Origin of the sequence: Phycicoccus endophyticus, assembly GCF_011326735.1 — a bacterium.
GTDB lineage: Bacteria > Actinomycetota > Actinomycetes > Actinomycetales > Dermatophilaceae > Phycicoccus > Phycicoccus endophyticus.
On sequence record NZ_JAANCN010000006.1, the window covers coordinates 64268 to 86463 of the forward strand.

Here is a 22196-nt window from a genome sequence, read left to right on the forward strand (position 1 = left end):
TGGAGCGGCTCAGAAGCGGCCGTAGCCGCTGACTCCTGAGAAGATCGCTCGCTCCTGGACCGACTTCCCCGGGCGCGGGCTGTCGATCATCATCCCGTTGCCGACGTAGATGCCGACGTGCCATGCGGGCGAGCCGAAGAAGACGAGGTCGCCCGGCTGCGGGGAGCTGACCGGCGTCGCCGCCGCCTGCTGCTCCGAGGCGGTGCGCGGGAGCGAGACCCCGGCCTGGCCGAAGACGTACTGGGTGAACCCGGAGCAGTCGAAGCCGGTCGACGGGCTCGTGCCGCCGTAGGAGTAGGCGATGCCGATGTACTGCCGGGCGATGTTGACCACGCCGCTCGCCGACGGGGCGACGGGCGCGGGGGTCTCGACGGCCGGCGCCTCGGTGGTCGTCTCGGTGGCGGGCGCCTCGAGCTCGGTGGAGCGGCTCGCGGTGGTCACCGTGCGCTCGGCGACCGCCTGGACCACCGGCTCCGGCTCGGGCTCGGGCTTCGCGACCGCCTCGACGCCGCTGACACCGACGGCGGGCGCCGCGGAGACCGGCGCGGCGGCCTCGGGGGCGACGACGGCCGGGGCGGCGCTGAACGCACGGTGGCCGGCGGAGGGGGCGGCGCTCGCGGCCGAGGTGGTGGGGCTGGCGGAGGAGCGCACCGCGGCCTGCGCCGGGAGGGCGAAGGTGGCGACGAGCCCGCCGGAGGCGGCGAGGACGGCGGAGACACGGGCCCCGGTCTCGCCGGCGGTACGCACGATCGAGGACAGCTCGGCGACGGGGTTGTAGCGGGCGCCGTGGCGGTGTCGCCCAGCGCGGGTGTGCTCGGACACAGTGAACCTCTCAGTGCCTACGAGGTGAGCTGTCGGGTTCGGGCTGAGGTTGCCCGGCCGGTCCGGTCGCGAGACCGTCCGGCTTCACCCCGAGGGGCCGCGGCCGAGGCCGTGGCTCCGAAGTGGTTCCCCCGCTCCTGCCAGCGGACGTGTGCGAGATGACCCAGTGACGGAGGCAGGACTCGGCGGTCCCGTCACTGGTGTCCGTCGTCCGGGGCGACGAACGAGACGACCGTAACAGGGCCCTGCGGAAGGTCACAAAACGATGACGGCGCCGCCTCTCAGGAGGCTCTTGGGGGGCGCAGACCTCAGTAGTTGACCGTCACGTGGACGTGGTCGTAGTGGTTCGCCGTGGTGCTCCCGCGGTCGGACATCGTCCGCCACGCACCGCCGGGCTCCCAGTACCGCTGCTGCCAGATGACGTACTTGACGTTGAACTCGGCGACGTGCGCCTGGACGTAGGCGGCGATGGCGTCGCCCTGCGCCGCGCTGGCGATCATGAAGTCGACCGCCTGCCCGGTGCCGTGCTCGTCGTTGGTCGCCCGTCGGCCGCCGATGGTCGGCGGCCCGTAGGCGAGGTCGACGGCCGAGCACAGGCGCTGGGCGTTGGTGATGAGCCCGATCGTCGTGCACCGGCCGGTGAGCGTCCCGGACCACGCGGCCGCACTCGAGCGGGCCGTGGAGGCGTCGGCGGCGGGGTCGCCCACCGAGCCCACTGCGTCGGCGCCGGCGTCCGCGGTGTCGGTGGTCTCCGGCAGGGCGACGGCGGTCACGCCTGTGACACCGACCGTGTCGGACCGGACCGGGGCGGCGCCGACGGGTGCGGAGACCGCCGGCGTCACCGAGCGGCGGGCCTCGCTGCGCGAGGCGGCGCTCGGGGCGACCCGCCCGGTGAGCGCGACGGCTGCGGCGGTGTCGGTGCCGGCATCGGCGAGCTCGGCGGGACCGGTGAGGGCGAGGGCGGCGCCACCGAGGACGCACAAGCCGGCGGCCGACTTGGCCGCAACGGAGGCGCCGGGCCGGCCGAGGCCCTCGGGGAGGCGCTTGACACGGCCGGGGGCCCGGCGGCGGCCGGGCGCCCGACGAGCGGGTGGGACGAGAGAGGACACGTGCGGGGTCGACTTCCGGGGGTGGGCGGACTCAGGCGACACCGTACGGCACCGCGCCGTCGCGTGTCACGTTTCGATAACGCGCACGGCGGCGGCCGGGGTGTCCGGACCGCCCGTGGTCGAGGACGGGGCGACGAAGACGTGCCCGGCGATGTCGCGGGGCAGCGAGACCCCGCTGGACTCCTCGGCGTCCTCCCGGGAGACGACGACGCGGGTACCTTCGCGGCGCACCCGGGCCGGCTCGCCGGGGAGCAGCCCGGCGCTGGTGAGCAGCGCGAGGGCCTCGTGGTCGGTCTGCACCGGCTCCCCGATGCGCCGGACGACGACCGAGACCGGCTCGAGCGCCGCCACCTCCTCGAGGGTGAGCAGCCCGGAGCGGAAGTCGACGGGGTCGCCGAGCTCGCCGAGCTCCTCGAGCCCCGGGATCGGGTTGCCGTACGGGGACTCGCGGTGGTCGGGGAGCATCGCGAGGATCTTGCGCTCGACCCGCTCGGACATCACGTGCTCCCAGCGGCAGGCCTCCTCGTGGACGTGCTCCCACTCCAGCCCGATGACGTCGACGAGCAGCCGCTCGGCGATCCGGTGCTTGCGCATGACCCGGGTGGCGAGGGTGCGCCCCAGCTCGCTCAGCTCGAGGTGCCGGTCGCCCGCGACGTGCAGCAGGCCGTCACGCTCCATCCGGGCGACCGTCTGGGAGACGGTGGGCCCGGAGTGCCCGAGCCGCTCGGCGATCCGCGCGCGCAGAGGCGGGATGCCCTCTTCCTCCAGCTCGAAGACGGTGCGGAGGTACATCTCCGTGGTGTCGATGAGGTCGGTCACGTAGGCCAGCCTAATCTGCCGGGAGGACATCGCGGCCGCGCCGGCGCGGGTCGTAGCGCGGAAGCCAGCACAGCAGCCACCCGCCGCCGGCGAGGGTGAGCGCGCCGACGACGACGCTCGCGGCCCCGATGGAGGCGAGCGCCGCGACCGCCCCGACGAGCACCGCGGCCCCGTTGTGCCCGACGAGCGAGAGCAACCGCCAGACCCCCAGGAAGGGCGCGCGCCCGTGCACGGGCGCGGCGTCGGCGCCGAGCGTCATGACGATTCCCGAGCCGAGGCCGTTGCCCACCGCCATGACGACGGCGACGCTCCCGACGGCGGCGAGGCTCGCCGTCAGGGGCAGCACGAGCAGACCGAGGCCGAGCAGGACGGTCACCGGCAGCGCCACCCACACCCGGCCGCGGCGGTCCATGAGCGAGCCGGCCGGGTAGAACAGGAGGACTTCGACGAGCCCCGCGGCGCCGAACACGAGCGAGGTCTGCGCCGCGGTGAGCCCGATGCTCTCGGCCCACAGCGGGACGACGACGACCCGCGAGGAGCGGGCCAGCCCCAGGGCGAGCACCCCGAGCCCGACGGTGAGCAGCACCCCGCGGTGGCGGCGCACGACCTCGCGCACGGGGACCCGGTCCGCGCTGCGGTCCGGCCGGGCACCGCCGTCGTGGGCCGTGAGGTCCGGTGAGGCGGCCGCCACCCCCGCAGCGAGCACGCCCGCGACGACGGCCACGGCGAAGGCCGCCTGGGCGCCGAAGCGGTGGACGGCAGGCGCGGCGAGCAGCGGGCCGACGAACAGACCGACCCGGGCCACCCCGCCGAGGGTCGACATGGCCCGGGCCCGCACGGCCTCGGGAGCGGCGGCGGTGAGGTAGGACTGCCGGGCCAGGAGGAAGACGGCACCGGTCGGGCCGGAGAGCGCGACCGCCAGGCCGAGGACCCACAGCGAGGGTGCGCACAGGGCGAGCAGGGCCGCCGCGGCGTCCGCCAGGCCGGCGAGGACGAGGGCGCGCCGCTCGCCGACCCGGTCCACGAACACGCCGGAGGGCACCGCGGACACCAGCTCGCTGACCGTCCCGATGCCGACGAACAGGGCCGCCACGGCCACGGTCGCGCCGAGGTCGCGGGCGCTGAGCGCCACGACGGGCTGGGTGGCGCCGAGACCGACCGACCACAGGGCCGTCGGCCCGAACGCGGGCACCGCGACGCCGCGCAGCGAGAACGGCTCGCTCACCGGTCCTCCTTTCATTCGACCTCAAGATACTTGACATAAAGATACGTCCCCGGCGTGACCGACGCCACAGGTCGGGGCGGGGCGACGTGGGTACCTTGGCCGGCGTGGAGATCACCGTCCCCCGCCGCTTCCGTGGGCCGCCCGACTCCGGCAACGGCGGGTGGGTCAGCGGCACGCTGGCCGGGCACGTCCGCACGACGGGCGAGCACCCCGCGGTGACGGTACGCCTGAACGCCCCGCCCCCGCTGGACCGGCCGCTCCCGGTGGTCGGTGACTCCGGGGAGCTGCTCGCCGCGGGCGCCACGCTGCGCCTGCTCGACGGCGACGTCCTCGTCGCGACCGCCGCGAGCGTCGCCGAGCTGGACCAGCCACTCCCGGCCCCCGCGCCGCTCGAGGCCGCACGCGCCGCCGAGCAGCGCTTCGAGGGCCGGCACGCCCACCCCTTCCCGACGTGCTTCGTCTGCGGCACCGACCGGGAGCCCGGCGACGGGCTGCGGCTGGCTCCCGGCCCCCTGACGGACGGCACGGGGCGATATGCCACGACGTGGCGGGCACCGCAGGACGTCGACCGCCCGATGGTCTGGGCCGCGCTCGACTGCCCGGGAGGGTGGTCGGCCGGTGTCGCCGGGCGACCCATGGTCCTCGGCACGATGACGGCCCGGGTGTGGCGCGTGCCCACGCCCGGCGAGGAGCTCGTCGTCACGGCGTGGCCGCGGGGAGCCGAGGGGCGCAAGCACCGTTCGGCGAGCAGCGTCCACACGAGCGAGGGCGAGCTGCTCGGGCGCAGCGTGGCGACCTGGCTGGCCGTCGACCCCACCCGGGTCCGGCCACGGGAGCAGCCGTGAGCGAGCCGGGAGCCCCGCGGCCCACGGCCGTCGTCACCGGGGCGAGCAGCGGCATCGGCGCCGCCACCGCCCGCCTGCTCGCCGCCTGGGGCTACCGCGTCGTGTGCGCTGCCCGACGTGCCGACCGGGTCGAGACCCTGGCCCGAGAGGTCGACGGCGTCCCGGTGGCCTGCGACGTCACCGACGACGACGCCGTCGCCCGGCTGGCCTCCGTCGCCGGCGAGCGGGTCCACGTCCTGGTCAACAACGCGGGCGGGGCGCTGGGCCTCGAGCCCGTCGCCGAGGCCGACGTGCAGCGGTGGCAGCAGATGTACGACACCAACGTCCTCGGCACGCTACGGGTCACCAAGGCCCTCCTGCCCGCCCTCGTCGCGGCCGGCGGCGACGGGGTGGTCGTCAACGTCGGGTCGATCGCCGGCCTGCTCGCGTACGAGGGTGGCGGTGGCTACACCGTCGCCAAGCACGGCGTGCACGTCATGACCGAGACCCTGCGCCTGGAGCTCTACGACCAGCCCGTGCGCGTCACCGAGATCGCGCCGGGGATGGTGCACACCGACGAGTTCGCGCTGACCCGTTTCGACGGTGACCGCGAACGGGCCGAGCAGGTGTACGCCGGCGTGCCCGGCCCGCTCGTCGCCGAGGACGTCGCGGACGCGGTCGTGTGGATGGCCACCCGTCCGGCGCACGTCAACGTCGACCTGCTCGTCCTCAAGCCCCGGGCCCAGGCCGCACCGCACAAGGTCCACCGCCTCCCCTCGTGAGGGCGCCGCGCTCGCGCCGTGGGCCCGACGCGCGCCCTACCCTCGGGACATGGAGCCCTTCGCGCAGGTGCTCGCGGCCGGCGGCCACACCAACGCCCTCGGTCGGGCCGGTGAGGTGCTCGCCCACCTGCGGACGGACGACGCGCGCACCGGGGAGCTCTTCGCGTGCATCGCCGACGACGACGCCTGGGTGCGGATGCGGGCCGTCGACACCTTCGAGAAGCTCGTCCGCGAGGACCCCGACCGTGGGGTTCCGTACATCCACCGGGTCCTCACCGAGCTGACCGGGAGCGACCAGCCGTCGGTCCAGTGGCACGTCGCCCAGCTGCTCGGCGAGCTCCCGCTCACCGCCTCCCGGCGCGCCACCGCCGTCGCCTGGCTGCGGGAGCGGCTCACGAGCACCGACGTCGACTGGATCGTCGCGGCCCAGTCCATGGCGACCCTCGTCGGGTTCGTGCGGGCGGGGCTGCTCGAGCGGGCACGGGTCGTGCCGCTGCTCGAGGTGCAGACGGGCCACCGCTCGGCGTCCGTGCGTCGCAAGGCGGCCGGCCACCTCGCCGAGCTCGGCGGGTGACCGCACGCGCTCACGGCTGGCGCCTCGAGACCTCCCACGAGAGGGCGTCCCCGAGGTCGCCCTCGCCGACCCGGCGGTAGACGATGCGGTCGTGCAGCCGGTCCCGGCGGCCACCCCACAGCTCGACCTCGTCGCAGACGACGCGGTACCCGCCCCAGAAGTCGGGCACCGGCACGTCGTCGGCACCACCGTGGTCCGGGAACTGCTCGGCGCGTGCCCGCGCCGCCGCCTCGAGCTGCGCGCGAGAGGACACCGGCTGCGACTGCTGCGAGGCCCAGGCGGAGATCCGCGACCCCCACGGCCGCGAGCGCCAGTACTCGGCGACCTCGTCGCGGTCGAGCTCGACCGCGACCCCGCGGAAGCGCACGGCGCGGTACATCGCCGGCCAGGTGAGCCCGGCCGCGACCCGCGGGTTGTCCGCGATCTCCCGGCCCTTGGTCGAGGTCAGGGCGGTGACGAAGCCCGGGCCGCGCTCGTCGAGGAAGCGCAGCAGGACCGTCCGCACGTTGGGCCGGCCCTCGGCGTCGACGGTGGCCACCGCGGCCGCCAGCGGCTCGACGACGTCCGGTGCGGACGACGAGCGCGCGACGGCCGCGTCCACCCAGGCCCGGACCTGCGCGTAGGGGGTGGCCAGGAGCTCGTCCTCGCCGATCCCCTCGCCGGTGTAGTCGAGGCGCCGTGGGTCCATGCCGTCACCCTAGGCCCACCGACGCCGGCGGGCACCGGGCCCTTGCCCGGGCGTCAGGGGGTGGGGTGGCGGGCGTCGTAGCGGACGAAGCCGGGCTGGACGAGGCCGAGGACGACCACCGCCACGACGCACGCGGCGCCTCCCCAGACGGCGGTCCAGCCCTCCCCGAGGCGTTCGGCCACCCCACCGCCGGCGAGCTCACCGAGCCGCGGGCCCCCCGCGACGACGACGACGAAGACGCCCTGGAGGCGTCCCCGCATCCGGTCCGGTGCGGCCGCCTGCAGGATCGTCGTCCGGAACACCGCGCTCACCGAGTCCGCCGCCCCGGCGAACCCCATCGCGAGCAGCGCACCGACGAGGGCCTGCTCGCGGGTGAGCGCTCCCCCGGCCCCGAGGAGGGCCACGCCGAGCCCACTGATGCCGACCCCCCACCCCGCGACGCTCACGAGGATCGCCGTGCCCTGCCGGCGCACCCCGCCGAGCCGGCCGGAGAACGTCATCGCGACGATGCCGCCGACGGCCGCCGCGGCGTACAGCGCCCCGACGGTGGAGGCCCCGCCGCCGAGGATCACCGCCCCCGCGGCCGGGAAGAGCACCCGCGGCTGGGCCAGCAGCATCGCAGCGATGTCGGCGACGAACGTCATCCGCACGTTCGGCGCGGTCCGCAGGAACGCGAACCCGTCGAGGACCGAGCGCAGGCCCACCCGGCGGGCCACCTCCCCCTCGCCGCGGTCCGGGGGCACCGGGTGCAGCCGCCACAGGCTGTTCAGCGCGGCGAGCGTGAGCACCGCGTCGGTCGTGTACGCCGCGCGGTAGCCGCCCCAGTCGACGAGGACCCCGGCGAGCAGCGGGCCGGCGGTGAGGGCGGTGTTCATGGCGAAGACCGACAGCGCGTTGGCCGCCGGCAGCAGCTCGGGGTCGAGCAGGCGTGGGTAGATGCTCGAGCGGGCCGGCGAGGAGACCGCGAAGGCCCCGCTCCAGAGCGCGACGACGGCGTAGAGCAGGGTGACCGAGGACAGCCCGGCCCACGCCTGCCCGGCCGCGACGACGCTCGCGCCGAACGCGACGAGCGTCGAGACGAGGCCGACGAGGCGGCGGTCGTGGTGGTCGGCGAGCGCACCGCCGTACAGCCCCATGACGACGAGCGGCACGAGGGCGAACAGACCGACGACGCCGACCGACGCGGTGGACCCCGTCAGGTCGTACACCTGCAGGCCGATCGCGACGACCGCCATCTGCGAGCCGACGTTGGAGAGGGTGAAGCCCGTCCACAGTCGGCGGTAGTCGGCACTGCGCCGGAAGGGGGTGAGGTCCGGCAGGAGCGAGCGCAGCACAGGCGCATCATCGCCCACGCGCACCCCGCGCTCGGGGGGCGTCCACGCCGAGGCACCGGGGCCGACCCCGGGGCGCCCCATGGCGTGCTGCACGGCGTCGCCGCCGCGGGCTAGCCTCGCGGCATGACCGACTCCGCACGGATCGCCCTGCTCATCGACGCCGACAACGCCCGAGCGCGCCGGCTCGACGTCATCCTCAACGAGCTGGCCGCTCTCGGGGAGACGACGATCCGCCGCGCCTACGGCAACTGGACCAAGTCCGAGCTCAAGGGCTGGCAGGAGGTCCTCCACGAGAACGCGATCCGTCCGATGCAGCAGTTCGACCCCGCCAAGGGCAAGAACGCCAGCGACATGGCCCTGGCCGTCGACGCCGTGGAGATCCTGCACACCCAGCGGCCGGACGCCTTCGCCGTCGTGTCCTCCGACGCCGACTTCACCCCGCTGGTCATGCACCTGCGCGAGCACGGGGTGGCCGTCTACGGGTTCGGCGACGCCAAGACGCCCTCGGCGTTCCAGAGCGCCTGCACCCGTTTCCTCGTCCTCGACCGGCTCTCGGCGCCGAGCGGCCAGGCCGACGGGTCCGCGGAGACCGGCGAGCAGCCCGCGAGCGCGCGCACCGCACGCTCGCGGCGCACGACGAGCGCCGCCGGCACGCCGGAGAGCGGGACGGCCGCCGAGGGCGGGGCGACCAAGGCGGCGGCCAAGCGCGCGGCCACGACGGCCAAGAAGTCGGCGAGCACGTCACCGGAACGAGCCACCCGCACCCAGCTGCGGCGGGACACCCGGCTCGTCGCGCTGCTGCGGCGTGCGGTCGAGAGCGCGGCGGACGACTCGGGCTGGGCGAAGATCGGCACCGTCGGGCAGCGGATCTCCAACCAGTCCTCCTTCGACTCGCGCAACTACGGCTACGCGAAGCTGAGCAGGCTCATCGAGGCCACCGACCTGTTCGAGGTCCGCGACGCAGGCTCGCCCGACATGGCCGTGCGCGACCCGCGGGCCGGCTGAGGCCCCCTGGCCCGCAGGGCGTCCCCGGGGAGGCCCACAGGCGCGCGCCGGCCCCCGCCGGTGCGCCCCGGGACGGCCGGCGGGCACAATGAACCCGCCCGACACCGGCGACGAGCGAAACGGGGATGCCCATGACCGCCACCACCACGGACCCGGACTTCTACCCCGGTCTCGAGGGCGTCATCGCCTTCGAGAGCGAGATCGCCGAGCCGGACAAGGAGGGTGGAGCGCTGCGCTACCGCGGCGTCGACCTCAACGACCTCGTCGGCACGGTCTCCTTCGGGCAGGTCTGGGGGCTCCTCGTCGACGGCAAGCTCGACCCGGGCCTGCCGCCCGCCGAGCCGTTCCCGCTGCCCGTGCACACCGGGGACATCCGGGTCGACGTCCAGTCGGCGATCGCCCAGCTCGCACCGGTGTGGGGCTTCAAGCCGCTGCTCGACATCGACGACGACGAGGCGCGCGCCAACCTCGCGCGGGCCTCGGTCATGGCGATCTCGTTCATCGGCCAGTCCGCCCACGGCCAGGACCGCCCGATGGTGCCCCAGTCCGAGGTCGACAAGGGCCGCACCATCCCCGAGCGGTTCATGATCCGCTGGCGCGGTGAGCCCGACCCCAAGCACGTCGAGGCCATCGACGCCTACTTCATCAGCGCGGCCGAGCACGGGGTCAACGCCTCGACGTTCACCGCGCGGGTCATCGCCTCGACCGGCGCCGACGTCGCCGCCTGCCTCTCCGGGGCCATCGGCGCGCTGTCCGGCCCCCTGCACGGCGGCGCCCCGTCGCGGGCCCAGCACATGATCGAAGGCGTCGAGCAGATGGGCGACGCGACCCGCTACGTCCGCTCCGTGCTCGAGCGCGGGGAGCGGCTCATGGGCTTCGGGCACCGGGTCTACCGCGCCTACGACCCGCGCGCCGCCGTGCTGCGCGAGACCTGCCGGCGCCTCGGCGCCCCCCGCTACGAGGTGGCGCTCGAGCTGGAGAAGGCCGCCATCGCCGAGCTCGCCGAGCGCCACCCGGAGCGCCGGATGGAGACCAACGTCGACTTCTGGGCGGCCGTCCTGCTCGACTTCGCCGAGGTCCCCGCCGAGATGATGACGCCGCTGTTCGTCTGCGCGCGCACGGCCGGCTGGTCGGCCCACGTCCTGGAGCAGAAGCGCACCGGGCGGCTGATCCGGCCGAGCTCGCGCTACGTCGGCCCGGGGCCGCGGCCGCTCTCGGAGGTGGCCGGCTTCCGCGCCTCCTGAGGGCGGCGGTCACCGGGCGCCCATCTGGTGGACCCGGCGTCCGCTCCCCGGACACGGCCTGTGAGGATGGTGCCGGCCGCGGTCGCCGTCGACGGCCCGGCCACGAGCGGGGTGAGACCGCCCCGCCGCGCCGGCCCGGCCGGCGCCCGACCGACCACGGAGAGACACGTGAGCGACGCACCCGTCACCATCCCCGCCGACCTGCTGCCCGCCGACGGCCGGTTCGGGTCAGGACCCTCCAAGGTCCGTCCGGCGCAGGTGGAGGCGCTCTCCGCCATCGGCCGGACCGTCCTCGGAACCTCGCACCGCCAGGCGCCGGTGAAGAACCTCGTCAAGTCCGTGCGTGAGGGGCTGGCCACCTTCTTCGACCTCCCCGACGGCTACGAGGTCGTCCTCGGCAACGGCGGCTCCACGGCGTTCTGGGACATCGCCGCCTTCGGGCTCGTCCGCGACCGCGCGCAGCACCTGTCCTTCGGCGAGTTCTCCTCGAAGTTCGCCGCCGTGACGCGCAAGGCCCCCTTCCTCGGCGAGCCGACGGTCATCACGTCCGAGCCGGGCACCTGCCCCGAGCCGACGGCGGAGGCCGGCGTCGACGTCTACGCGTGGGCGCACAACGAGACCTCCACCGGTGTCATGTGCCCGGTGCGCCGGGTCGAGGGCGCCGACGACGACGCCCTCCTGCTCGTCGACGCCACCTCGGGGGCCGGCGGCCTGCCGGTCGACGTCCGCGAGGCCGACGTGTACTACTTCGCGCCCCAGAAGTCCTTCGCCTCCGACGGCGGGCTCTGGCTCGCCCTGTTCTCGCCGGCCGCGCTCGCCCGGGTCGAGGAGATCAGCGCCGCCGGCCGCTGGGTGCCCGACTTCTTCAGCCTGCCGACGGCGATCGACAACTCGCGCAAGGACCAGACGTACAACACGCCGGCGGTCGCGACCCTCGCGATGCTCGCGAACCAGGTCGAGTGGCTCAACGGCAACGGCGGCCTCGAGTGGGCGACCGCCCGCACCGCGGACTCCTCCGGCCGGCTCTACGAGTGGGCCGAGAAGACCGAGTACACGACGCCGTACGTCACCGACCCCGACCACCGCAGCCGGGTCGTCGCGACCGTCGACTTCGACGAGTCGGTCGACGCCTCCGCCGTGGCGCGCACGCTGCGCGCCCACGGGGTCGTCGACGTCGAGCCCTACCGCAAGCTCGGCCGCAACCAGCTGCGCGTGGCCTGCTTCCCGGCGGTCGAGCCCGACGACGTCTCGGCGCTCACCGCGTGTGTCGAGTACGTCGTCGACCACCTCTCCTGAGGGGCCCTCAGCGGGCCACCGCGTAGAGGACCGCGACGAGGACGAGGACGGCGAGCACGCCGAGCGTCATCCGCCGTCGGAAGTTCGGGGTCACCTCGTCAGTATCCCCGGGCCGCGCGCGGTCACCGCGCCGCCTCCGGCACCGGTACGCGCGCGTCCTCACGCTCCCGGGGCAGCGGGGCGGTCGAGACGTCGACCCGTGGGCGGCGCTGGGACTCGTAGCTGACCCGCACGTTCTCGGCGTGGGCTAGCCAGACCGAGACCACGACGAGGGAGAGGCCGACGGCCAGCGCGCCGACCCCGATGGTCCACCGGGGCCCGAGCTGCTCGGAGACCCAGCCGATCATCGGCGCACCCGCCGGGGTGCCGCCCATGAAGATCGCCATGTAGAGCGCCATCACCCGTCCGCGCATCTCCGGTGCGACGCGGGTCTGGACCATGGCGTTGGCGGTGGTCAGCGCGGTCAGGGCGGCGAGCCCGACGGGCACGAGCGCGACGGCGAAGGTCCAGTACGACGGGGCCACCGCCGCGGCGGCCGCGGCGAGGGTGAAGCCGACGAGCGCCAGGAGGAGGACGCGCAGCCGCGGGCGCCGACGCCGGGCCGACAGCAGCGCCGCGCTCAGCGAGCCGACGGCCATGACCGAGCCGAGCAGCCCGTACTCCCCGGCCCCCTTGTCGAAGACCTGGGTTGCCACGAGCGCGGTGGTGATCTGGAAGTTCAGCCCGAACGTCCCGAGCACGAAGACGAGGAGCATGACGAGCTGGATGTCCCGGCGGTGCCGGACGTAGGCGAACCCCTCCCGGATGCCGCCGCGGCCGGTGGCCCGGGCCGGTGAGCGCAGCTCGGAGACGCTGAGCATCGCGAGCGCACCGAGCACGAAGACGAACGTCAGGGTGTTGAGCAGCAGGGCCTCACCGGTCCCCCACCAGGCGATGACGAGCCCGGCCAGCCCGGGCCCGATGAGCCGCCCGGCGTTGAACGACGCCGAGTTGAGCGCCACCGCGTTGGCGAGCTTCTCCGGCGGCACCATCTCGGAGACGATGACCTGCCGGGCCGGGTTGTCGATGGCGGTCGTGACGCCCTGGACGAGCGCGATGGTGTACACGTGCCAGAGCCGCGCGGTGCCCGTGACGGCGAGGACGCCGAGCACGAGGCTCGTCAGGGCGAGCATCGTCTGGGTGAGCAGGAGGATGCGCCGCCGCGGGAAGCGGTCGGCGATGAGCCCGGACCAGGGCGCGAGGAGGAGGAACGGGAGGAACTGCAGCCCGGTGACGATCCCCAGGGCCGTCGCGGACCCGGCGGTGAGGACGGTGAGGACGAGCCAGTCCTGCCCGACCCGGCCCATCCACGTCCCGACGTTGGAGACGAACCCACCGAGGAACCACAGCCGGTAGTTGCGGACCTCGAGCGAGGTGAAGGTGGGGCTCATTCGGCGGCCACGCGTTCGAGGAGCTCGGTGGCCCGGCACAGCAGGGCGCGCTCGTCGTCGGTCAGCCGCTCGAGCCGCGTCGCGAGCCACTGGTCGCGGCGCCGGCGCGTCTCCCGGATGGTCTGCCGACCGGCCTTGGTCAGGGACAGGATGACCTGGCGCCCGTCGGTCGGGTCGTCGGCCCGGTCGACGAGCCCACGCTCGACGAGCCCGGACACGGTGCGGCTCATGCTCGGTGCCGACACCTGCTCGATGTCCGCGACCTCCTTCGGGGTGCGCGGACCGTCCTCGAGCCGGGCCAGCACCGAGAACTGGTGCGGGGCGACCTCCGTCGTGCTCTCGAAGCGCACCCGCCGCGAGACCCGCATGCACACCATCCGCAGGTCGCTCGTCAGGCGGTCCTTCTGGGCACGGGTCATCGTCGCAGAGGATGCGGGCACGGGGGTCTCCAGCTGTGGTCGTCATCGGTAGTTAGCACAACTCATTACCGTGGCTAACTATTCCACGCACCGACGGGTGCCGCCCACGACGACGCCCGCCCCCACGCTGTGGGAGCGGGCGTCGTGGCCGGAGCGCCTCAGCCGGAGACGAGCTGGGTGATCGGGTCGATGAAGAAGTACACGAGGAAGAGGACCGCGGTGAGCCACATCATCGGGTGGATCTGACCCACCTTGCCCCGCACGAGCTTGATGAGCACGTAGGCGACGAAGCCGGCACCGATGCCGACGGTGATCGAGTACGTAAAGGGCATGAGGATGATCGTGAGGAAGGCCGGGACGGCGATCTCGAGGTCGTCCCAGGAGATCTCCTTGACCTGCTGCATCATGAGGAACCCGACGAGCACGAGGGCGGGCACCGCGGCCTCGTTGGGGATGACCTTGACGAGCGGCGCGAAGACCACCGAGACGAGGAAGAGCACACCGGTGACGACGGACGCCAGGCCCGTGCGGGCGCCCTCGCCGACACCGGAGGCGGACTCGATGTAGGAGGTGTTCGACGAGACACCGGCCGCACCGCCGGCGGCCGCCGCGAGCGAGTCGACGACGAGGATGCGCTCGGTGTTCGGGGGGTTGCCCTCCTCGTCGAGCAGCCCGGCCTCGGCGCCGATGGCGGTCATCGTGCCCATGGTGTCGAAGAAGTCGGCGAGCATGAGGGTGAAGACGAGCAGCACGGTGGCGACGATGCCGACCCGCGAGAAGGAGCCGAGCAGGCTGAACTCACCGAGGGTCCCGAAGCTGATCGGGTCGACGGTGTCCGGCCAGGCGGGCACGTTGAGGTTCCAGCCGAGCGGGTTGACGATGTTGTTGCCGGCGTCGTCGACGCCGGTGACCGTCGGGCCGACCTTGGCGATCGCCTCGATGACGAAGGCGACGACGGTCATCGCGATGATCGAGATGATGATCGCGCCCTTCACCCGGCGCACCCACAGCGCGACGATGAGGACGAGCCCGAGGGCGAAGACGAGCGTGGGCCAGCCGGCCAGCTGCCCCCCGACGCCGAGCTCGACGGGCACGCTGCCACTCGCGGCCCGCCGCACGAAGCCCGCGTCGACGAGGCCGATGAGGGCGATGAACAGCCCGATGCCCACGGAGATGGCGACCTTGAGCTGGGCGGGCACCGCGTGGAACACCGCCTGCCGGAAGCCGGTGAGGACGAGCACGAGGATGATCAGCCCCTCGAGGACGACGAGGCCCATCGCGTCCGCCCAGGTCATCTGGCTGGCGACGGAGTACGCGACGAAGGCGTTGAGGCCCAGGCCGGTCGCGAGCGCGAGCGGGTAGTTGGCGACGACCCCCATGAGGATGGTGAGGACGCCGGCGACGAGCGCCGTCCCCGCGGCGATGGCGGCGAGGTTCGGCGCGTCGCCACCGCCGAGGAAGCGACCGTCGGCGTCCTGGACGTACCCGAGGATGAGCGGGTTGAGGACGACGATGTAGGCCATCGTGAAGAACGTGGCCACGCCACCGCGGACCTCGCGGCCCACCGTGGAGCCGCGCTCGTGGATGTGGAAGAAGCGCTCGAGGGCGCCGTGGGGTGCCCGCCCGGTGTGCCCGGCGGTCGTCGTGGTCTCGGCCATGGCGAGCAGGGTAGTGGTGGCCCGGCCCGGGCGGGTTTCAGGGGTGTGACGAGCAGATGGCTACGCTGGCCCGGTGAGCGAGCCCGCCCCGCACGAGCGCGACCACGGCGCCCTCGGCGAGTCCGCGCCGGTCGACCCCCCGGACCTGCCGCCGATGACGGTCGTCCTCGTCGGCAGCGCGCTGTGGGCGCTGGCCCTCGTCGTGACCCTCGCGGTCCCGGCGCTGCACACCGGTGAGCGGTCGTGGTGGCCCTGGGCGTGCGTCAGCGGCCTGGCCATCGGGGCCTTCGCCGGCTGGTACGTGCGCCGGGGCCGGGGTGCCGCCGCGGGCGGCTGACCACCGGCCGCCGCCGCGGACGTCAGGAGACCTCGAGGGAGTCGTCGTCGAGGATCGGGGGCAGGACCTGCTCGGGGGCCGGCGGCTCGACATCGGCCTCGGAGTGCGCCCCGCAGCCGTGGTCGAGGCTGACGACCCGCCCGTCGGACGGGGACCAGGCGTTGGCGCACGCGCCGAACACGGCGCGCAGGGCCCCCCGCATGGGCAGCAGGTACCCGCAGCTCGAGCAGGGCATCGGCGCCTTGGCCGCGACCGGCGCCGAAGGGCCGTTCTCGCCCTCGTACCAGCGCCGGGCCGCCGCGTCGCGGCCCTCGGCCGAGAGCACCCGCGGCCTGCCGAGGCCGAGCTCCCACAGGGCGACGGCGTCGACGTCCTCCTCGCCGGTCGCCTCCCAACCCTCCTCGAGCAGGGGGTCGGCGTCGACGTACGGCGTGACGTCGCCCGGCCCGAGGTCGCCGGGAGCGAGCCGCGCCGCGTAGGGCACCCACGTCGGTGAGAGCAACGCCTCCTCCCCCGCGACGAGGTCGGTCTCGCAGACCGTGACCGTGCGCGAACGCGCGACGCGCGCGACGGACACCGCCCAGCGCCAGCCCCGGTAGGCCCGGGACTCGCACGCGAAGTAGTGGGTGGCGAGCCGCTCGGCCTCCATGACCATCCCGAGGTGCTCACCGACGGCGCCGGGCTCGGCGACGTCGAGCAGCGCCGCACGGGCGACCTCGACGGCACCGCGCAGGGTGGCGTCGGGCCGCACGGCGGCGGAGGCGGCGCTCACAGCTCGAGGTCCCCGGCCACGGCGCGCAGCACCTGGGCAACCTTGTTGCCGTGGGCGCGGTCGGGGTAGTGACCACGGCGCAGCGACTCCGAGACGTCGTCGAGGAGCTTGATGACGTCCTCGACGATGACGACCATCTCCTCGGTCGGCTTGCGGTCGCGCACCCGGCGGTTGGCCGAGACCGACGGGGCCGGGTCGAGCAGGCGCACGGAGAGCGCCTGGGCGCCCCGGCGCCCCTCGGCGACGTCGAACTCGATCCGCTGGCCGCTCTTGAGACCGGTGACGCCCGCGGGCAGCGCTGAGGCGGGGACGAACACGTCCCCCTCGCCGGCCTCGTCGGAGACGAAGCCGAAGCCCTTCTCGGCGTCGAAGAACTTCACCTTGCCAGTCGGCACCGTCCACCTCATCCGTCGGTTGCTGCCTCGGCGCCCGCACGGGCACCAGCGACAAGGCTAACCGCTCCGGGCGCCACGGCGCCCATGGGTTCTCGCCCGCCCCGGTCGTCGGTGACGGGAGCGCCCCGGCGCGACGGCTCGGGGGCGAAACCCGCTCGCCGGGTGTCGGTGGCCCGTGGCAGCCTGCTGCCGTGTCCGAGCCGCCCGCCACCGGTCCGGACGAGCGGCCCGGTGGCCACCTCGACGCGGCGGCGGTGGCAGGGTCGGCGCCCGGCCCACACCTCACCGTGCGGGGGTTCTGGCGGGCCCTCCCCCGCCCCGGGCGGTGGCTGCTCTCGACGACGGCGGTCTCCACCCTCGGCCGTGGCATGACCCTGCCGTTCACGGTGATCTACCTGCACGAGGTGCGCGGGGTCGACCTCGACGTCGCCGGCCTGCTCATGGGCCTCATCGCGGCCGTCGCGCTCGTCGTCACCGCCCCGGTCGGCATCCTCACCGACCGGCTCGGCGCGCGCCCGGTCGTCGTCGCCGGCCTGCTCGCGCAGGTCCTCGGGGCCGCGGTGCTCGCGTTCGCGACGACGATGCCCGCGTTCGTCACGGCCGTCACGCTGCTCGGGGTGAGCTTCGGGGTCGGCTGGCCGGCCTTCAACGCGATGATCGCCGGCCTCGTCGAGGGACGGCTGCGTACCCAGTACTTCGGGGTCAACTTCGCCCTCGTCAACCTCGGCATCGGCGTCGGCGGGGTCCTCAGCGGCTTCCTCACCGACGTGCAGCGGCCGGGCACGTTCACCGCCATCTTCCTCGCCGACGCCGTGTGCGTCCTCGTCCCGGTCGCCGTCCTCCTCGGGCCCCTGCGGCACGTCGCCAGCCGCCCGCCGCCCGACCCCGGGGGCGGGAGCGGGGGCACGGGCAGCTACCTCGTCGTGCTCCGCCGGCCCGCGGTGTGGTGGGTCACGGCGCTGACGTTCCTGTCGAGCTTCGTCGGCTACGGGCAGATGGAGGCCGGCTTCCCCGCCTTCGCCCGCCAGGTGAGCGAGGTCTCCACCCGCACCATCGGGTTCGCCTTCGCGGCGAACACCGCGGTGATCGTCCTGCTGCAGTTCCTCGTGCTGCGCCGGATCGACGGCCGCCGGCGCACCCGGGTCTTCCTCGTGCTCGTCGCCCTGTGGGCGCTGGCCTGGTCCCTGCTCGGGGCGACCGGGCTCGTCGCCGGCACCGCCGCGGCCGCGGTCGGCGTCGTCGTCTTCCACGTCGTCTTCGGGCTCGGCGAGACCCTGCTGCAGCCCACCGTCCCGGCCATCGTCAACGACCTCGCCGACGACCGCGACCGTGGTCGCTACAACGCGGTCTCCGCGATGGCCTTCCAGGTTGGCGCGGTCACCGCGCCCGTCGCGGCCGGCGCGCTGCTCGAGCGGCACCTCGGCGGCGTGTTCGTCGCCGTCCTGCTCGGCTGCCTCGTCGGGGTGGCGCTGCTGGCGCTCGCGCTGGAGCGCACGGTGACCCCCGAGGTCAACGGCGTCCACGGCCCTCCGCCGGTGGTCGGGTCAGCCGCCGGCGAGGGCCCGCACGACGCGTGACGGTGAGGGCCGGTCGAGGCGCTCAGCCATCCACCGGGAGGTCTCGACAAGCGCGTCGAGCCGCAGACCGGTCCGCACCCCGGCGCCCTCGAGCGCCCAGACGAGGTCCTCGGTCGCGAGGTTGCCGGTCGCCGACCTCGCGTAGGGGCAGCCCCCGAGCCCGCCCGTCGAGGCGTCGACGACCGTGACGCCGTCGCGCAGCGCCGCGAGGGTGTTGGCCAGCGCCTGGCCGTAGGTGTCGTGGAAGTGCACCCCGACCCGCTCCGGCCCGATCCCCACGGCGGCGAGGGCCTCGAGCAGCCGGTGGACGTGCCCGACGGTGCCGACCCCGATGGTGTCCCCGAGCGAGAGCTGGTCGCACCCGAGGTCCATGAGCCGTCGGCAGACGTCGACGACCTGGGCGACCGGGACCGGCCCCTCCCAGGGGTCGCCGAAGCACATGGAGACGTAGGCCCGCACCCACAGACCCTCCGCGCGGGCCCGCTCGACGACGGGCGCGAACATCGCCACGGACTCCTCGAGCCCCCGGTTGAGGTTCTTGCGGGCGAAGGTCTCGGTGGCGCTGCCGAAGACCGCGACCGCCCCCACGCCCGCTGCCAGCGCCCGGTCGAGGCCGCGGACGTTCGGCACGAGGACCGGCCGGCGCGCACCCCTCCCCTCGTCGCCGAGCAGGCCGAGCAGCTCCTCGGCGTCGGCGAGCTGCGGCACCCAGCGCGGGTCGACGAAGGACGTCGTCTCGATGGTCCCGAGCCCGGCGGCGGCGAGCCGGCGGACGAACTCCACCTTCACCTGGGTCGGCACCGTCGCCTTCTCGTTCTGCAGCCCGTCGCGGGGGCCCACCTCGTAGACCGTGACCTCCTCCGGCAGCGAGGGGTCCGGCTCGACCTGAGGCAGTGCGCGGCTCATGTCCCGATCCTGACACGGCCGACGCGGCGCGCACAGGGCCGCTACTCTGCACGAGGCGGCCGGACCGGGCCGCGCACCGATGCCGAGGGGACCGACACCGTGAGCAGCTCCGACGACTACCGCGACCCGACCGCCCCGCCTCCGCTGCGCGACGCCGAGCCGGACGCCGCGGACGAGGCCGGCACGCCGCCGGCCGAGCAGACCCAGGTCGTCGACCCGGGCACCGCCCCGTTCGCGCCACCGGCCGCCTCGGGCCACGACGTGCCCCCGCCCCCTCCCCCGCCGGGAGCCACCGCCGAGACGCTCCCGCCTGCGCCGCCGTCCCCGTACGGCAGCGCCTCCCCGACCGGCTCGCCCTACGGCGTCGCCGGCTACCCGAGCCCCCCGGCTCCGTACGGCGCCGCTGGCGCGCCCGCGGCGCCGGGCACGAACACCAGCGCCCTCGTGCTGACGATCGTCTCCGGGCTCGCCGTCCTCGTCGGCATCGTCTTCATCGTCGGGCTGCTCTTCGTGCCGGCGCTCGTCCTCGGCATCATCGGCCTGGCGAAGCACTCCGCCGACCCGCAGGGGGCGCGTCGGATGGCCCGCTTCGGGTGGATCGCCTTCGCCGCCGCCGTCGGGCTGTGCATCCTCGGCTTCCTCGCCATCGTCGGACTCGCCGCCGCGTCGTTCTCCACGAGCCCCTGAGGCCGGCGGGCGCCCACGGCACGCCCAGCCCACGTCCAGCGGGCTCCCAGGCTCGGGGGCGAGACTGGGAGCCGTGAGCGCATCCCCCTCCCCCGAGGCGCGGCTGCTCGTCGTCGAGGACGAGCCCAACATCCGCGAGCTGCTCGCGACCTCGCTGCGCTACGCCGGCTTCGACGTCGCCACCGCGGCGAGCGGCTCGGAGGCCCTGCAGGTGGCCGGTGACCACCAGCCCGACCTGTGTGTCCTCGACGTCATGCTCCCGGACATGGACGGCTTCACCGTCACCCGCCGGCTGCGTGACCAGGGGCGCCAGCTGCCGATCGTCTTCGTCACCGCCCGCGACTCGGTCGACGACAAGATCAAGGGGCTCACCGTCGGCGGCGACGACTACGTCACCAAGCCGTTCTCGCTCGAGGAGGTCGTCGCCCGCATCCGCGCCGTCCTGCGACGCACCCGGGGCGACGTCGACGACGGCCGGACCGTGCTGCGCTTCCAGGACCTCGAGCTCGACGAGGACTCCCACGAGGTCCGCCGCGCCGGCCGGGTCATCGAGACCAGCCCGACGGAGTTCAAGCTGCTGCGCTACCTCATGCTCAACCCCAACCGGGTGCTGTCCAAGGCGCAGATCCTCGACCACGTCTGGGACTACGACTTCCGGGGCGAGTCGGGCATCGTCGAGTCCTACATCTCCTACCTGCGCCGCAAGATCGACCTCGAGGGCTCCCCGGCGCTGATCCACACCAAGCGCGGGGTCGGGTACGTCCTGCGCCTGCCCCCCGACGCCTGATGGGGCGCTCCCCCCGCACCCCTCCCCGGCTCCTGCACCGGCTCGAGGCGGTGCCGCTGCGCACCCGGCTGCTGCTCATCGTCGGGCTGCTCGTCGGCGCGGCGCTGCTGCTCACGAGCATGGTCACCGCCTACCTGCTCAAGAGCGACCTCGACGCCCGCGTCGACGCCGAGCTGCGCAGCGTCCTCAACCCGGTCGCCACCCAGGCCATCGCCGACCTGCAGAACCGCTCGGACCAGACCCTGCCCACGAGCTACGCGTTCGTCCTGCAGAGCGGCGGCGGGCAGGTCACCCGGCTCCCGGAGGACCAGAGCGCGGAGCCGGACCTCCCGCTCCTCGACCCCACGGATGCTCGGGTGCGCACCCAGCAGCCGTTCACCGTCGGGTCCCAGGGCAGCGCCGTGCAGTGGCGATTCATCGCCGCCCGGGTCGCCGACAGCAACGCAGTGGTCGCCGTCGGAGCCCCGCTGGAGCCCGTCTCGCACACCGTGACCCGGTTGCTCGTCTCCACGGGGCTGCTCGGCACCGCGGCACTGGTCCTGTCCGTCGTCCTCGGCCACTTCGCCGTGCGCCGCGCCTTCCGGCCGCTGCGCCGCATCGAGGACACCGCGGCTGCCATCGCCGCCGGTGACCTCACCCAGCGGGTCCCCGTCCGCCAGGCCGACGACGAGGTCACCTCGCTCTCGCGCAGCCTCAACGCGATGCTCGCGCAGGTGGAGTCCTCCTTCGCCGTCCGGGAGGCGAGCGAGGAGCGGATGCGCCAGTTCGTCGCGGACGCCTCCCACGAGCTGCGCACGCCGCTGGCCACCGTCCACGGCTACGCCGAGCTCTACCGCCAGGGCGCCGTGCGGGACGGGGAGGAGGTCGGGGCGGCCATGGAGCGGATCGAGGCCGAGTCGGACCGGATGAGCGCGCTCGTCGAGGACCTGCTCACCCTCGCCCGGCTGGACGAGGAGCCCGAGGTCGAGCCGAGCGACGTCGACCTCACCGTCCTCGCTGCCGACGCCGTCGCTGACGCCCGCGCGCGGGCACCCGAGCGGCGCATCGCGCTCGTCGGCCTCGGCGGACCCGTGGAGCCGACCCCGGTGCTCGGGTCCGAGCCCCGGCTGCGTCAGGTGGTGACCAACCTCGTCGCCAACGCCCTGCGGCACACGCCCGCCGGGACGCCGGTCGAGGTCGCGGTCGGGACCCAGGAGGGCCAGGCCTGCCTCGAGGTCCGCGACCACGGCGACGGCGTCCCCCCGCACATCGCCACCCGGGTCTTCGAACGCTTCTTCCGCGCCGACCCCTCGCGCGGGCGGGGCGCCGGCGGCGGAACCGGCCTGGGCCTGGCGATCGTCGCCGCCATCGTCGCCGGACACCACGGACGGGTGGGCGTCGCCGAGACCCCCGGCGGGGGCGCCACGTTCGTCGTCCGTTTCCCACAGCGGACTCTCAGCCGGTGACCAGCGGGCGTCCACCTCGGGGGCGTTGACTCGGGGACGTAGCCGAGCAGAAGGAGCGACA

24 protein-coding genes and 1 riboswitch are annotated in these 22196 nt (G+C 74.5%); of the genes, 11 read left to right on the top strand and 13 right to left on the bottom strand.

The genetic code is table 11. The features are described from left to right. Positions 1–9: 9 nt before the first annotated feature. From G8D98_RS15605 to G8D98_RS08415, 4 genes are all read right to left on the bottom strand, one after another. Entirely contained in the window at positions 10–822 is an 813-nt protein-coding gene (locus G8D98_RS15605; RefSeq protein WP_166101644.1) for a C40 family peptidase, read from the bottom strand. 2 nt (positions 823–824) lie between these two features. Beyond that, positions 825–984, bottom strand: a riboswitch (cyclic di-AMP (ydaO/yuaA leader). Positions 985–1130: 146 nt separating this feature from the next. Next, positions 1131–1931, bottom strand: coding sequence for a VldE C-terminal domain-containing protein (locus tag G8D98_RS15465; RefSeq protein ID WP_166101646.1), 801 nt, complete (start codon positions 1929–1931; stop codon positions 1131–1133). Positions 1932–1997: 66 nt separating this feature from the next. Then, positions 1998–2750 carry an iron-dependent transcriptional repressor DtxR gene (locus G8D98_RS08410; RefSeq protein ID WP_166101649.1) on the bottom strand — a complete coding sequence of 251 codons (753 nt, stop codon included), beginning with the start codon at positions 2748–2750 and terminating at the stop codon, positions 1998–2000. A gap of 10 nt (positions 2751–2760) precedes the next feature. Next, entirely contained in the window at positions 2761–3975 is a 1215-nt protein-coding gene (locus G8D98_RS08415) for an MFS transporter (protein ID WP_229661836.1), read from the bottom strand. Between the two features lie 104 nt (positions 3976–4079). Here G8D98_RS08415 and G8D98_RS08420 point away from each other — a divergent pair, with 104 nt between their 5' ends. The 3 genes from G8D98_RS08420 to G8D98_RS08430 are packed head-to-tail and all read left to right on the top strand — an operon-like array spanning position 4080 to position 6155. Further along, on the top strand, positions 4080–4820 hold the full coding sequence (locus G8D98_RS08420) for a hypothetical protein (protein ID WP_205859737.1): 741 nt from the start codon (positions 4080–4082) through the stop codon (positions 4818–4820). Beyond that, positions 4817–5581, top strand: a complete 765-nt coding sequence (locus G8D98_RS08425; protein ID WP_166101653.1) for an SDR family NAD(P)-dependent oxidoreductase — start codon at positions 4817–4819, stop codon at positions 5579–5581. Before G8D98_RS08420 ends, G8D98_RS08425 begins: the two co-directional genes overlap by 4 nt. A gap of 49 nt (positions 5582–5630) precedes the next feature. Further along, complete coding sequence (locus G8D98_RS08430; protein WP_166101656.1) at positions 5631–6155, top strand: HEAT repeat domain-containing protein; 525 nt, start codon at positions 5631–5633, stop codon at positions 6153–6155. Between the two features lie 10 nt (positions 6156–6165). On the opposite strand, the gene pdxH is transcribed toward G8D98_RS08430, so the two are convergent. Next, entirely contained in the window at positions 6166–6843 is a 678-nt protein-coding gene (gene pdxH / locus G8D98_RS08435; protein ID WP_166101659.1) for a pyridoxamine 5'-phosphate oxidase, read from the bottom strand. 53 nt (positions 6844–6896) lie between these two features. After that, positions 6897–8177: an MFS transporter gene (locus tag G8D98_RS08440; protein WP_308788815.1), complete on the bottom strand. Its 1281-nt coding sequence runs from the start codon at positions 8175–8177 to the stop codon at positions 6897–6899. Positions 8178–8300: 123 nt separating this feature from the next. Between G8D98_RS08440 and G8D98_RS15470 the strand changes: the two genes are divergently transcribed. The 3 genes from G8D98_RS15470 (at position 8301) to serC (ending at position 11722) form a co-directional block, all read left to right on the top strand. Continuing rightward, positions 8301–9182 (top strand): NYN domain-containing protein, encoded by an 882-nt coding sequence (locus G8D98_RS15470; protein WP_166101662.1) that lies wholly within the window; start codon positions 8301–8303, stop codon positions 9180–9182. Positions 9183–9313: 131 nt separating this feature from the next. Beyond that, on the top strand, positions 9314–10426 hold the full coding sequence (locus G8D98_RS08450) for a citrate synthase 2 (RefSeq protein WP_166101663.1): 1113 nt from the start codon (positions 9314–9316) through the stop codon (positions 10424–10426). Positions 10427–10594: 168 nt separating this feature from the next. Then, positions 10595–11722 carry a phosphoserine transaminase gene (gene serC, locus G8D98_RS08455; RefSeq protein ID WP_166101666.1) on the top strand — a complete coding sequence of 376 codons (1128 nt, stop codon included), beginning with the start codon at positions 10595–10597 and terminating at the stop codon, positions 11720–11722. A 7-nt stretch (positions 11723–11729) separates the two neighbouring features. Here serC and G8D98_RS08460 read toward each other — a convergent pair whose 3' ends face one another. From G8D98_RS08460 to G8D98_RS08475, 4 genes are all read right to left on the bottom strand, one after another. Continuing rightward, positions 11730–11885: a hypothetical protein gene (locus G8D98_RS08460; RefSeq protein ID WP_166101668.1), complete on the bottom strand. Its 156-nt coding sequence runs from the start codon at positions 11883–11885 to the stop codon at positions 11730–11732. Then, the gene (locus G8D98_RS08465) at positions 11845–13152 is read right to left on the bottom strand and encodes an MFS transporter (RefSeq protein WP_166101670.1); all 1308 of its coding nucleotides are present in this window, start codon (positions 13150–13152) and stop codon (positions 11845–11847) included. Before G8D98_RS08465 ends, G8D98_RS08460 begins: the two co-directional genes overlap by 41 nt. Beyond that, positions 13149–13571 carry a MarR family winged helix-turn-helix transcriptional regulator gene (locus G8D98_RS08470; protein WP_187566715.1) on the bottom strand — a complete coding sequence of 141 codons (423 nt, stop codon included), beginning with the start codon at positions 13569–13571 and terminating at the stop codon, positions 13149–13151. The genes G8D98_RS08465 and G8D98_RS08470 overlap by 4 nt, the downstream gene beginning before the upstream one ends. A gap of 158 nt (positions 13572–13729) precedes the next feature. After that, positions 13730–15229, bottom strand: a complete 1500-nt coding sequence (locus tag G8D98_RS08475) for an NCS2 family permease (protein ID WP_166101672.1) — start codon at positions 15227–15229, stop codon at positions 13730–13732. A gap of 73 nt (positions 15230–15302) precedes the next feature. Between G8D98_RS08475 and G8D98_RS08480 the strand changes: the two genes are divergently transcribed. Then, entirely contained in the window at positions 15303–15566 is a 264-nt protein-coding gene (locus tag G8D98_RS08480) for a DUF2530 domain-containing protein (RefSeq protein ID WP_205859738.1), read from the top strand. Between the two features lie 22 nt (positions 15567–15588). Here the strand turns inward: G8D98_RS08480 and G8D98_RS08485 are convergent, their stop codons facing one another. After that, a complete protein-coding gene (locus G8D98_RS08485; RefSeq protein WP_166101674.1) occupies positions 15589–16338 on the bottom strand; it encodes a DUF3027 domain-containing protein in 750 nt (249 codons plus the stop codon). Further along, on the bottom strand, positions 16335–16733 hold the full coding sequence (locus G8D98_RS08490) for a cold-shock protein (RefSeq protein ID WP_187566713.1): 399 nt from the start codon (positions 16731–16733) through the stop codon (positions 16335–16337). Before G8D98_RS08490 ends, G8D98_RS08485 begins: the two co-directional genes overlap by 4 nt. A 191-nt stretch (positions 16734–16924) precedes the next feature. On the opposite strand from G8D98_RS08490, the gene G8D98_RS08495 reads away from it, so the two are divergent. Further along, positions 16925–18310 carry an MFS transporter gene (locus tag G8D98_RS08495; RefSeq protein ID WP_229661835.1) on the top strand — a complete coding sequence of 462 codons (1386 nt, stop codon included), beginning with the start codon at positions 16925–16927 and terminating at the stop codon, positions 18308–18310. Here the strand turns inward: G8D98_RS08495 and G8D98_RS08500 are convergent. After that, a complete protein-coding gene (locus tag G8D98_RS08500) occupies positions 18278–19216 on the bottom strand; it encodes a hydroxymethylglutaryl-CoA lyase (RefSeq protein WP_166101680.1) in 939 nt (312 codons plus the stop codon). The genes G8D98_RS08495 and G8D98_RS08500 overlap by 33 nt on opposite strands. Before the next feature lie 99 nt (positions 19217–19315). On the opposite strand from G8D98_RS08500, the gene G8D98_RS08505 reads away from it, so the two are divergent. From G8D98_RS08505 to G8D98_RS08515, 3 genes are all read left to right on the top strand, one after another. Beyond that, positions 19316–19903, top strand: coding sequence for a hypothetical protein (locus tag G8D98_RS08505; protein WP_166101682.1), 588 nt, complete (start codon positions 19316–19318; stop codon positions 19901–19903). Positions 19904–19976: 73 nt separating this feature from the next. Next, positions 19977–20690 carry a response regulator transcription factor gene (locus tag G8D98_RS08510; protein ID WP_166101685.1) on the top strand — a complete coding sequence of 238 codons (714 nt, stop codon included), beginning with the start codon at positions 19977–19979 and terminating at the stop codon, positions 20688–20690. After that, entirely contained in the window at positions 20690–22135 is a 1446-nt protein-coding gene (locus tag G8D98_RS08515; protein ID WP_166101687.1) for a sensor histidine kinase, read from the top strand. The genes G8D98_RS08510 and G8D98_RS08515 overlap by 1 nt, the downstream gene beginning before the upstream one ends. Positions 22136–22196 lie beyond the last annotated feature (61 nt).